This window comes from Vulcanisaeta sp. JCM 16161 (genome assembly GCF_001316285.1).
In genome coordinates this window covers 251,521-262,728 of the sequence record NZ_BBDO01000003.1, presented here as the reverse complement: position 1 = coordinate 262,728, position 11,208 = coordinate 251,521, and the positions used below count along the sequence as shown (strand labels likewise).

Genomic DNA, 11,208 nt, shown 5'->3' with positions numbered 1-11,208 from the left:
GAGCAACCTACGTAATAACGAGCAATGAGCCGAAAACAGTCAAGGTAAGGTACGTCTGTGGAGACGAAACCAATGAGAGGGAAGTAACACTAAGCAGGACCATGAAGTACATGGTCGAGCTGTTACGGAATTAACACGTAGCCACAACCAACAAAGCCAAACCCCATGGACCCCATAAACTCTTCGCAACATGTGTGATCAGCCAGGGAGTGCCCGAGTCCATTATCAACACCCTGCAGGGAAGGGCACCACCTTTAGAGCACAGGGTACTCATAGAGCACTACTGGTCACCAAGGCGCGAAAAACCGAGGCAATGGTATCTGAGGCGTACACCGTGCTTGCTTTACCAGTGATTGGCTTACCCGCTTTTCCCTAAGAGAAAAGCCTATAAGCCCCAATAGGCATAACCTAAACAGCGGGGTGGGCTGGCCCCCATCGGCCTAGTGGCCAGTCATCACGGGTCAGCTCTGCACCCTTTCACTCACGCGGGTCTAGCCCCACCCCGCACATCATAACAAGCTATTAACTAGTTTAAGTATTAAAGAACCAAGTTTTAAGCCGTGTTTCTACACTGGTTACTACGAGTTGGGTCACACATTCAGGTGGCGCTAATTTTGAATGTGTGGATCAGAACTAATGATCCCATGACTCACGCATTTATAATCTAATAATGATTATTAGCTACATCATCATGAGGAATTGATTAATTCGCGAACGTAACCATGCAATCACTTGAAAGGGAATTCCTTATGTAGTGGTTTAGTTTTCATCAACTATGCTCTCCTTGTCCTGCCCTCGCTCATTATCTCATTAAGCATTTTCCCTGAACACCTCATGGCCTTGGCGATTAGCCTGCCGGTGGTTAGCTTTGACAGCTTTGAATACCTAGGTAGTACTTAGTCTCGTTTATTATCATACCCATTGGTAGAGCCCCTGGGCGTTTGAGGCTTGTTGCGTGCCTAAGAGCGTGACATAGAACGATTTGGTGGAGGAAGCGTAATAATTAATATATACAGTGGCCTGCAGCGCAAATTGATTATTGTAGAATAGGTTAGTGGGTATAAAGACGCCTAGGATTGTGATTGCCGAACCAGCGGTGATTTGTAGCCACAAAGGTAAATAGGTGAGGAATATTCCGGCCACTAGGGAACCCGCCAAGTAAGCCCACCCAATGGGGTTAGGCGAGTAGGTATTCGTCACGGCGCTCAGGGTGTAGGATATTTGGTTCGAACCAGTCTGCGTCGCTGGCGGTGCGTTGCTGCATTGCTGGTTTACTGGGTATGAGTATCCGTCCAATAGGCTTATTGGTAGTTGGCCCGTCGTCTGGTAGTCATAGAGTATTGCCGTGAACATCCCCGTGATGGGACCATTACCGGTGTCAAGGCCAGGATATATAAAGAGAGCATCACCGGAGATCTCGCTTGGAGAGATCGATAGCGGCATTGTGCCATTAGCCCAGGCATTTATTGGTTGACCATACACGTACTCCTCAAAGGATACGTAGGAAATATTCCCATATAGACCAAGGTATACGAATCCCTGACTAGGGACCGTGTACGTCAAGGCCGTTCCCGACAGTGTTGAACTTGTTGATGAACCATACTCAATAACAACATCTCCAACCCCTCCCTCATTGTTCACATAGCCGCCAACAAACGATGCATATTCAACCTGCAAATTATAATTACTATTAAACGTTATTGTTGGGCCTACGAGTGATAATTGCGATGTTGGGGGTGATGCCTCGGGATACGTTATGTTGACGACACCATAAAGCCCGGAGCCCTTTTGCGCAGTTCCTGAGAAATCGGTAATAGATATAAACTGTATGCTGTTTTGTATTGCGTTCTGGCTCCAGCCAACGAATATCAGCGGTATTGGACCCTCAAGCTCCTCACACTCCACAGGCTCCCAAATGGCTACATTACTCCCGTAATTCTCAGTCAATTGGTTTGCGGCACTCTCAACAACGCTATTACCCAGGCAACTGCCCATATACATGTAGCCAAAGTACTCCTCACCACCCCCTGGGCTTGTGATCGTGGTGGGATTTACGTTAGGATCTTCACCTGTACCCAGGGGTTTTATGAGTATGGGTTTAACCCTACTAAACTCCACCGTGGCTGCAATCGATATGGGCTTCCTTGCGGCTATCCAGGATGGATCGTAGGGAATTACCGTGATCGCAGTCCACGATCTATTGCCTGAGGTGTACGTTATGAAGGCTATTAGTGATGGCCATAGGGCCTCGCCATACCTACCAAGCCACCTATTGGCTACGTGCGTAATTAGGTTGCCCGTGAGGTTTATTGACACGGCACCATCGCCGTAGTAATAACCAACTACGTACAGCTTGCCTGGTGTGAAGGCGAATAGGCTCACGGTTATCGGCACCGGCGAGCCATCATACATACCCCTAATAATCAACGTCGGCTCACCAACCGACAACTCATAGTAATCCACCTGGTAATCAGTCCTATTAATCACCATGAACGGCCTCAAGCCAGCCCTAGACTGCTGGCCGAGCACTATGAACGAGACCAGCAATACAGATGCTACTGAAAATACAAAAGCCATCAACAGTAGCCACCTCGATCTTAACCCCATAACAATCAGCTTTACCTAATCCACCGGACTTTTTTTTACTCCGCCTATTCATAAAAAGTGATTCGAGTGGGGTTGAACGTCGTGGATTATGTGGTGATTAAGCAGGTTTTTGTTAAGGTTCCCGTTAATGGAATACCATAGTCGCAACTGCATCTTTAGTGGCTGGGTTTCGTACATAAACCTCAGGGGAGAGGCACTAACTGATTGCCAGGAAGTTGGGAAGGGCATGGGATAGAAGGGGGTTGGTTTTGAGTTAAGGCCCTATGCTGTGGCTAAACTACGTTGTCTGGAAGTCCTGGTATAATTCGTATAGGGTGCATGTGTTTGGTGGTGGAGTATACATTTGTGTATAGTTTACGTTGGAGCTCTCCGCAGCATTGGCGGTTAATGGGCCTTGATATAGGTTTACATGGGATGGGTTGGAGTTATAGAGGAACTGGCCGGAACCACCTGGGTAAAAGCTCACTGAACCACCGCCAAGGGCTACCGGCCCAAATCACGTTGGACCTGTACCAACGATTAGTGTATTGGGATGGGATGGTTATGTTTGCTAAGTATTGTTGATAATACTCCCCTCCATTAACTGGTATGTACAGATACTCATAAACCTGGCTAATTAAGCCATTACTACCAACATAATATGTGATGCCCCACTCAGAGCCTGAGGTAAGCGGCCATGGGACGTCCGTAGCCGTGGGTTGGCTGAGGTCAGGAGGTAGATTACTCCATACTAAATATCCTGAACAATTATATGCCTGTACCATGAGGTATAAATTACCTATGGTGCCCGGTTGCCCTGGTGGGTTCTCCACCACACCGTATGCTATAACCCCCTGGTCCCAATACCCGGTGCTTCCGTAGTACCAGGCAAGTGGACCGCACACCATATTTATGTCCGGATTATATAGTAATGCAAGTACTGTCTCCCCAGGTGTAGGACTGCACGGTCATCGTGTTCGTTATATACGCCTGAGCACTAACGAAGCTTAGTGTTATCCCATTTGTCGTGATTTCATAATTGCAGTTGCCAATGGCCTGCGTGCAGGAATTGCTTTGCGCGGCGGCCTGTCTCGGTAGCGCCATTAACACGGTTAGTACTATAAGGAGTAATACCACGATTACCGAGATAACCTTATGCTTGCCCACCATATCTATCACCCACTGCTTGTTGGTGGTAGTGCTTGCCCAATCGCGAATGATGGGGCGTACCCAGTAATAAACGGCCTTGCACTAACGGTAAGTCCAGGCGTTAATTCCTGCGGTAGTTGGCCTATTGGACTTGCAACGTTGATTACGTATATGATTGGTTCCTCGGTTATGTACCTGCCTCCTCGTATAGTTGCTCAGCCGTTGGTGTGGCATTGGCTACGCCATAAACGCCGATCAACCAATCCAATGCTCCTCAATCATTAACCCAACCTCGGAACTCTCGTTGGTCACGGCGCACGAAGGTAATGCGTAGGGTACCGCCGAGTAGATGATGACTGTCAGGGTATCACTTGGCGTGAGGATAATCGTTGGGAGGGCGACCCCATAGCTCGTGTACTCAACTAGGGTGTGCGTCTCATTTCTCAATCTCAGTAGTTGCCAGAAGGTCACGGTCTCGTTACTGTAATGATATGGTATACTCACAGAAGCCTTTAAACCAAAGATCGGCGATGAGTCATTATTCACGCAATTAACTTGCCATTAACATAGACACTGAGCATCATGGCATCACTCGTTCGGCAGTCTCGAGAAGGCGCTTAAGGTCTCATTAATTAGGTCAGCTGGGAAAGCCATGTAAATGACCACGCCATTGACGGTTACATCACCATGAACATGATAACGGAGAATAACCATTGAATTTCCAGGAATAACTATGAGATGATTGTTGCAATAGAGAAAGCCGTAATCAATAGCCTTAGGTATTATGTACGATGAGTAGAAGGGCCTGGGTATGAGGAAGTACCTAACCACGAATGAGACGGCAGCAACTGCGACTATGACCACGGCGGCAGCAAGCAAAAGCCTTGACTTGGAACCCATACTCATCAAAACCATCTATTTCACAGAACTTTTTTTACTTCGGGTGTTCAGAGAAAGTGAGCCGAGCGGGGTTAAGTGGCTTTACTGTTTATGAGCACTCGCCCATTAAGGCGTTCCTCAGGCGTAGTATTTAATAGAGGGCATTAATTTAAGAGTCATGCGTTAAATCGGTGCATTACGAATTCAATGGGGGCATGACTGTGGCAAGTGCTTCTCTAGTTATGACTGTATTCATCAGGTGGGTTTGTGCATGATTGATGTTACTAATATGAGGAAATAAATGTAATGATTAGGCGATGACTGTGGTTTCTTAACCGTGCATTGCCTAAACAGGGCAGTGCCTAGTATGACTAAGGTATTGAGTTCGAAGTCTTAGCCTGATACTAAACTTAGTAACTCCCTTACACCTCCCATAAAAATTGGGAATTAGAGGTATACATAGCTAAGCTAACTCTAAAGGAAAAACTACCTAGTCGTCATTGGCTTCCTTTTCCGTGATATCACCCATACTGATCCTCCTTTCGAGAATCTTTACTTCATAGTCTATGTTCACGAGATACTCCCAAAGTGCATCAAGTGCCTCGTCCTTATCCACGAGGCCCAACTTAGCCTTAACAATAGCCCTAAATGCGCAGTCGAGGAATCTATCCAACTCCATACCAGGGCACTTAAGGGTCTTCTTCACACTGTTTCTATTCCAGATAAGCTTAAATTATTTTCTATCCCAAATGAAAAGTAAAATAAAAAAGAGGCAATAAAGTACATTACACATGTATCTCATGGAGAATTTTAGGAATATCCTTTAAATATTATAGACAACATCGAGAATGATAATTAATATAAATACAGAGAAAAAGTAAGACATAGAGAGCCCATACCTGCCTTGCATTCACACCATTGGGCCACCCAACGACCCGGCAAAACCGGGCCGCTGGGACCCAATGGTGTGGGTGCATGCAGGGGGCAAACCCTCCCTTGCCTTAAGATTATTTAATTAATTCATTTAATTGCTTATGGTGAGGATTATTACCTGCGCGAGGAAAGCCTTTTAACATATTGTTTAATTGAGTTGATTAATGGAATTCCTAATCCTTAATTGGCAGGAGCTCGTTAATTTAACGCTGGACCTATCATTAATGATTAAGGAATCAGGCTATAGGCCTGACTCAATAATTGCAATACTCAGGGGTGGATACATAGTGGGTAAGCTGGTCTCCGACTTCCTCGGTGTTGATGACTTGGTGGTTCTCGGACTTGTGAGTTATGGTACGAGGGTTGGCCAGGGCGAGGAGCCCGTCATTACTTACCCAATAATACGTGATTTGAGGGGTAGGAGTGTCTTGGTGGTGGATGACGTGGCCGATACGGGTAAGACGCTGCTACCGCCAAAGATTTACTTAAGTTCTACGGCGCCAGGGAGGTTAGGGTGGCGACGCTCTATGTTAAGCCTGGTCAAGGGTTAAGCCCGACTTCTACGTCGGTGTCACTGATAGGTGGGTTTTGTTTCCATGGGAGGTTGGTGAGGTCATTAGAAACCAGGCCCAGGGCTTAGACTCCGAGTCCGTGATAAGGAGGTTGAGATTGAGTGATTACTTTGGTGAGGACTTCGTTGCTAAATTAATGAGGTTACTCCGTTAACATCACTCATACTCAATCGTAGCTGGGGGCTTCGGCGTCACGTCATAACCAACTGCGGCAACCCTATCATCATTAATCAGCACCTCCTGGGCAATCTCCATGAGCATGCCACGCGGTATCCTGGCTACGTCAGCGGTCATGAAGTCCTCAGTGAGCACAGCCCTTATCGAGACGAAGTACCTACCGGAACCCCTCCCCATTAATTCATAAACCACGTGAGTGACGTCCGGTGATGCGCCCAGGTACCTATATAGGTCATAGACCAGGCCCCAATTACCTGGGTCCCCCCTAACCAGCACCACGTTTCCGTAGGACCTGGAATCACCCTTAACACCCGTAGCCCTAACCCTAAATAGGTATGCATTGAGACCGCCAAGCCCACTAACCATCCTTGACAAATCCTCGCTATAAACCACGTCATACTCCCATGCAGCGGCGAACCACTGACTCAGGCCTAGGCCCTCCAACCTCCTCTCGACGATTTGCGTGGCCCTCCTGACCACGTCAAGCTTCTCAAGCGTTAACTCACCCACAGCCCTAATACTGAGCCCGGGCCCTGGGAACGGCTGCCTATTGACTATCCCAATCGGTATACCGAGCGCCCTCGCCAACTCCCTGACCTGGTCCTTATAAAACTCCTTAAGTGGCTCGAGGAGTTTGAAGCCGTATTTCGAGGCAGTGTCTATGCCTATCTGCTCAAGCACGTTGTGCTGCGTCTTAATTCCACCCCTGGTCTCGATCCAGTCGGGGGCTATTGTGCCCTGGACAAGCCAGTCACAACCGTATTCCCTGGCAACCTCCGAAAGCACCGTATAAAACGTCTCCCTAAACCTAACCCTCTTCTCCTCAGCGTCACTAAGCCCAAGCAATTCACGGTAAAACCTATCACGCGCATCAATCACCTCTATCGTAAGGATGTCTTTGAGCGATTCCCTAACGTGCATTGGCTCGTTCATTCTCATGAAGCCCGTATCTATGAATACAGCCCTAAGCCTATCACCAATGGCCCTCCTCACGAGGACCGCCGCAGTCGTACTATCAACCCCACCTGATATGGCCGCGAGTGCGCACTTGATCGGTAACGACCTAATATTCTCAATCACCCTATCAATTACCGCCACCTCCATGCCAGTGCGTATTCAATGGACTGTTTAAATATCTTAGTCTATGAACTCCCTGTATTACTCAATTAATTATTTAATTAAATATATAAATAATACCGCATTACTTACGCCGACATAGCTCGAGGAAGTTCCTCATGATCACGATACCGTACTCCGTATGCCTCACCTCAGGGTGGAACTGAACGCCAAACCTACTAATCCTCTCATTAACCATTGCCTCAATCGGCACGGTATCGCTATGCGCGATCGCATCAAAACCCCTGGGTTGCCTAGCAACGCTTATGTTATGGCTCTCCCAGGCAATGAATTCCCTGGGAACGCCCCTAAGTATTGTGTCCTCCCTATCAACGTAGATCCTAACACCACCGAATTCAGGGCGATCCCTCACCAACTCACCGCCATACGCGTAAGCCATTAATTGATGCCCAAGGCATATGCCGAGCACAGGCCCTGGAAACTCAAGTATGTAATTAACGGCATTACCCGTCCTCGGCAGGTCCTCAGGTATGTTCCAGGGACCACCACTAATGATTAGGCAATCAAACAACTGCCTAACCCTATTAAGCGGTTCATCTGGGCTCAGGAACTCACCCCTAAAGCCCAACTCAGTCACACGCCTAAGTATTAGGTGGTTGTATTGGCCACCGAAATCAAGAACCCCAACAACCACGGAATAGGTACTTCTTCATAACTATTTAAATACTTTTCATCAACAATAAGCCAGGTCTACGTGATTAACACGGACTCATTCTCGATTTATTTTTAATGAATTAATTAAACAATTTAATCAATTATTTAAATAAAAAATCGTAAATTCTTACGCGAAAGATTTTTAAATATTCCAATTCTCGATGGAACAATGGGGGCTAAACAGGGCGTATTCCTTAGGGAGTCCACGGGCCTGGTTAAGGAGGCTGGTTTTTGGGATGCCGTTTCAATAAACATAGCCAACATGTCAATAGGCGCGGCTCTCGGTACGGCAGGCTTCACACTTGCTGCCTTACCAACGGTGGTTGGTGTCAACTTCGTATATGCATCATTAATTGCATTCCTACTCTCGATACCCCAGGTAATTGTCTATTCATTATTAACCACGTTAATACCGCGTACCGGTGGTGACTATGTATGGCTAACCAGGGCATTTGGGCCCAGGGCTGCCTGGCTCATTAATGGATTGGTCATGGCATTCGTTATACAAGCATTGGCGTACTACGCACTCATTGCAATAGCCGGTGTTTTCCAGCTTGAGTCGATACTACCCATACTGGGTGTAGCTGCGTCCTTCAGTACCTGGGACATGATAGCCACGGCCATAGCCTTCTTCGCAGTCATAGTCCTGGCAAACATACTGGGCACTAAGTATGGCTTTAGGCTGATGACTGCACTAACCACGATATCGATGATTGGGTTAATAATCGCAATAGCCATAATGTTCCTAACACCTAGGTCAACGGCAATAGCTGCGATTAATAATTTACTACCGAGTGGCTACACATACTCATCACTGACCAGTAGCTATAAGGGGCCTGAAGCCACATTAAGTGGTATATTCATGGTAATACCCTTCTTCGCCCTCTACGTATACCCATGGCTAATGGCCGGGCCAGCAATAGCCTCTGAGATAAGGGGTAGAAATGCGATTAAGTACAACGTACCTGTCGCAGCCCTCATAACCATGGTAATGGCAACCATAGGGTTTGAGGCCATGTACTACTCGCTAGGCTTTAACTTCGTGACCGCGGCATTATCCAACCCCAATGTTAATGGGTTGGTTAGTGGCAACGTTAACTTCTGGACCATTGCAATGGCGTTGTCCAACAACTATGCGCTTAAGTGGTTCATTGGTGTGTCGTCGGTGGCTTGGTACCTGGCAATACTGGCCTATGGCGCCATAGTCATAGTCAGGTACTGGTTTGCCCTCGCCTTCGACAGGGTCTGGCCAAGCCTCTTCGCCTACCTAAGCCCGAGGTTCGGAACACCAATATACGCACACCTATTCGACCTAGTCGTTACCTCAGCCCTCATCACAGTCACTGGGTTATTTTACGGAACATTCACGGCACTCTACGGCACCGAGGTCGGGCCATTAACGTACCTGGCATTTGTAGGTATTGCGGCGGTAATAATAGCGCTCAGGAAAAACCATGAACTAAGCGGCGGAGTTAAGGCGGCACTTATTGCCGCGGGTATTCTTCAATTCCTAGTGTTCATTTACCTGGACTATGAGTTCCTAGCTACCCACAGATTTGGGGCGGCAACTGGCTCGCCTACGGCGTAATAATCGGCGCCTTCATACTGGGGGTCATAGCCTACCTGGTGGCTAGGTCCATATACCTGAGGAGGTATGGCATGGACATTTCCGTGGCATACGTCGAGATACCGCCCGAGTGATTATTAATGGAGCCTGTCGACCTAGTCATTAGGGCTAGGTACGTAATAACAATGTCAAATCCAATGATTATCGAGGATGGTGCCGTAGCCATAGATAACGGCTTAATAAAGGCCGTGGGTAGGGCGAGCGAGGTACTCAGTCGGTACAGGGGTGAGGAGGTCATTAACAGGGATAGGCATGTATTAATGCCGGGCCTCATTGATGCCCACACCCATACCCAGCAGGTGTTGCTTAGGTCGTTCATTAATGATGAGAAACTCGCGTTACCTCCGATATGGACTAAGCTCCTAGTACCCTTTGAGGATTTACTAACTGACGACCTGGCATACCTATCATCCCTGGTGAGTGTCGTCGCCATGGCCAAGAACGGAGTCACATACTTCATAGAGGCGGGCGCGCCAAAGCCAGGGAGTTAATTAGGGCTATTAATGAGGTTGGGATTAGGGGTGTGGTTACGCCTTCGACCTTTAATGTACGTGGGAATGAGGTGGTTGATGCTGGGGAGGTTGTGCGTAGGTTGAGGAGTTACTGCCTGAGGTTAGTGATAGGGTTAGGGTTTGGTGTTCAATTAGGCAGATAATGATGGTTACCGAGGACTTACTCCTTAGGCTTAAGGACCTTTGCTAGGTAGGGGCTTGGGCATAACCTACCACTTGGGTGAGTACCAGGGTGAGGTTGACCACACACTCGCTAAGTACGGCGCCAGACCCCTTGAGGTCTTTGATAGGCTGGGCTTAACGTTGATTAGGCCCACGGTCATTGCACACGCGGTTTACCTGTCGAGTAGGGAGAGGGCCATCGTTAGGGATAGGGGTTTGGGCATTGCCTGGTGCCCAACGGTCGACTCCCTAATAATGGGTCAGCATTGGCTACCAATGTTTAATGACACGCTATTTGGTTTTGGCAGTGATGGTGGTGCATTCACAGGCCTAGACCTTTTGCACGAGGTTAAGGTTGCCAGGGCCGTGGGCAAGGCGTTAACCGTCAGCATGACCTATGATAAGTCCTCCTTCAACTCCATCACAATGCTCAGGGCACTCACCGGTTGGGGTGGGCTTTTAGTTGGGGATAGCGTGGGCGTATTAACGAGGCTTTAAAGCCGACTTAATAACGCTTAGGCTCGATGATGTTAGGGCACTGCCCATATACGACCCTGTGGAATCCGTAATATCAATATTAAATGGGCATAGCATTAATGATGTCCTGGTCGGTGGTGGGTTTGTGGTTAGGGATGGCAAGTTGATTGGTGTTGATGAGGGGGAATTGATTGAGAAGTTGTACGACGTAATTCCCGAGATTCATGAAAAATTGAATAATATTGTTCGGTGAATCTCATTTTACTTAGGTAAAATAATACGAATATAGAGGTTTATAAAGAATGAGCTTAATTAATGTCTTAAATTTGAAAATTCCCTAATA

The 11,208-nt window shown here is 47.5% G+C and carries 15 protein-coding genes; 7 read left to right on the top strand and 8 right to left on the bottom strand.

All coding sequences use genetic code 11. From position 1 onward, the window contains the following. Positions 1-912: 912 nt before the first annotated feature. The 3 genes from JCM16161_RS05430 to JCM16161_RS15855 form a co-directional block, all read right to left on the bottom strand. Complete coding sequence (locus JCM16161_RS05430) at positions 913-2,577, bottom strand: hypothetical protein (protein WP_243669578.1); 1,665 nt, start codon at positions 2,575-2,577, stop codon at positions 913-915. Positions 2,578-2,884: 307 nt separating this feature from the next. Then, positions 2,885-3,073 (bottom strand): hypothetical protein, encoded by a 189-nt coding sequence (locus JCM16161_RS15860; RefSeq protein WP_243669576.1) that lies wholly within the window; start codon positions 3,071-3,073, stop codon positions 2,885-2,887. Positions 3,074-3,507: 434 nt separating this feature from the next. Further along, the gene (locus tag JCM16161_RS15855; protein WP_243669574.1) at positions 3,508-3,723 is read right to left on the bottom strand and encodes a hypothetical protein; all 216 of its coding nucleotides are present in this window, start codon (positions 3,721-3,723) and stop codon (positions 3,508-3,510) included. Positions 3,724-3,741: 18 nt separating this feature from the next. On the opposite strand from JCM16161_RS15855, the gene JCM16161_RS15850 reads away from it, so the two are divergent. Continuing rightward, on the top strand, positions 3,742-4,020 hold the full coding sequence (locus tag JCM16161_RS15850; protein ID WP_243669572.1) for a hypothetical protein: 279 nt from the start codon (positions 3,742-3,744) through the stop codon (positions 4,018-4,020). Here JCM16161_RS15850 and JCM16161_RS05420 read toward each other — a convergent pair. The 3 genes from JCM16161_RS05420 to JCM16161_RS05410 form a co-directional block, all read right to left on the bottom strand. Continuing rightward, positions 3,991-4,281 carry a hypothetical protein gene (locus tag JCM16161_RS05420; protein WP_054855219.1) on the bottom strand — a complete coding sequence of 97 codons (291 nt, stop codon included), beginning with the start codon at positions 4,279-4,281 and terminating at the stop codon, positions 3,991-3,993. The two genes, JCM16161_RS15850 and JCM16161_RS05420, sit on opposite strands and share 30 nt — an antisense overlap. 42 nt (positions 4,282-4,323) lie before the next feature. After that, a complete protein-coding gene (locus JCM16161_RS05415; protein ID WP_054855218.1) occupies positions 4,324-4,635 on the bottom strand; it encodes a hypothetical protein in 312 nt (103 codons plus the stop codon). A 469-nt stretch (positions 4,636-5,104) separates the two neighbouring features. Continuing rightward, positions 5,105-5,320, bottom strand: a complete 216-nt coding sequence (locus tag JCM16161_RS05410) for a hypothetical protein (RefSeq protein WP_054855217.1) — start codon at positions 5,318-5,320, stop codon at positions 5,105-5,107. Positions 5,321-5,711: 391 nt separating this feature from the next. Between JCM16161_RS05410 and JCM16161_RS05405 the strand changes: the two genes are divergently transcribed. Next, entirely contained in the window at positions 5,712-6,098 is a 387-nt protein-coding gene (locus JCM16161_RS05405) for a hypothetical protein (RefSeq protein ID WP_243669570.1), read from the top strand. Positions 6,099-6,135: 37 nt separating this feature from the next. Then, positions 6,136-6,273 (top strand): hypothetical protein, encoded by a 138-nt coding sequence (locus JCM16161_RS15845; RefSeq protein ID WP_243669568.1) that lies wholly within the window; start codon positions 6,136-6,138, stop codon positions 6,271-6,273. 2 nt (positions 6,274-6,275) lie between these two features. Here the strand turns inward: JCM16161_RS15845 and JCM16161_RS05400 are convergent, their stop codons facing one another. Continuing rightward, on the bottom strand, positions 6,276-7,400 hold the full coding sequence (locus JCM16161_RS05400; protein WP_054855216.1) for a GMP synthase: 1,125 nt from the start codon (positions 7,398-7,400) through the stop codon (positions 6,276-6,278). 97 nt (positions 7,401-7,497) lie between these two features. Beyond that, positions 7,498-8,067: a gamma-glutamyl-gamma-aminobutyrate hydrolase family protein gene (locus JCM16161_RS05395; RefSeq protein WP_054855215.1), complete on the bottom strand. Its 570-nt coding sequence runs from the start codon at positions 8,065-8,067 to the stop codon at positions 7,498-7,500. A gap of 189 nt (positions 8,068-8,256) precedes the next feature. On the opposite strand from JCM16161_RS05395, the gene JCM16161_RS05390 reads away from it, so the two are divergent. The 4 genes from JCM16161_RS05390 to JCM16161_RS15840 all read left to right on the top strand — a co-directional run bounded on the left by JCM16161_RS05390 (position 8,257) and on the right by JCM16161_RS15840 (position 11,118). Beyond that, the gene (locus JCM16161_RS05390; protein WP_243669566.1) at positions 8,257-9,675 is read left to right on the top strand and encodes an APC family permease; all 1,419 of its coding nucleotides are present in this window, start codon (positions 8,257-8,259) and stop codon (positions 9,673-9,675) included. Between the two features lie 119 nt (positions 9,676-9,794). Continuing rightward, on the top strand, positions 9,795-10,205 hold the full coding sequence (locus tag JCM16161_RS05385; RefSeq protein ID WP_054855214.1) for an amidohydrolase family protein: 411 nt from the start codon (positions 9,795-9,797) through the stop codon (positions 10,203-10,205). Positions 10,206-10,409: 204 nt separating this feature from the next. Then, complete coding sequence (locus tag JCM16161_RS05380; protein WP_054855213.1) at positions 10,410-10,886, top strand: amidohydrolase family protein; 477 nt, start codon at positions 10,410-10,412, stop codon at positions 10,884-10,886. A 58-nt stretch (positions 10,887-10,944) separates the two neighbouring features. After that, positions 10,945-11,118 carry a hypothetical protein gene (locus JCM16161_RS15840; RefSeq protein ID WP_243669564.1) on the top strand — a complete coding sequence of 58 codons (174 nt, stop codon included), beginning with the start codon at positions 10,945-10,947 and terminating at the stop codon, positions 11,116-11,118. The last annotated feature ends 90 nt before the right edge of the window (positions 11,119-11,208 follow it).

Coding starts and splice junctions, on each gene's coding strand:
- JCM16161_RS05430 (WP_243669578.1), bottom strand. CDS start 2,577: ATGGCTTTTGTATTTTCAGTAGCATCTGTATTGCTGGTCTCGTTCATA.
- JCM16161_RS05405 (WP_243669570.1), top strand. CDS start 5,712: ATGGAATTCCTAATCCTTAATTGGCAGGAGCTCGTTAATTTAACGCTG.
- JCM16161_RS05415 (WP_054855218.1), bottom strand. CDS start 4,635: ATGGGTTCCAAGTCAAGGCTTTTGCTTGCTGCCGCCGTGGTCATAGTC.
- JCM16161_RS05400 (WP_054855216.1), bottom strand. CDS start 7,400: ATGGAGGTGGCGGTAATTGATAGGGTGATTGAGAATATTAGGTCGTTA.
- JCM16161_RS05390 (WP_243669566.1), top strand. CDS start 8,257: ATGGGGGCTAAACAGGGCGTATTCCTTAGGGAGTCCACGGGCCTGGTT.
- JCM16161_RS05385 (WP_054855214.1), top strand. CDS start 9,795: ATGGAGCCTGTCGACCTAGTCATTAGGGCTAGGTACGTAATAACAATG.
- JCM16161_RS15850 (WP_243669572.1), top strand. CDS start 3,742: ATGCTTGCCCACCATATCTATCACCCACTGCTTGTTGGTGGTAGTGCT.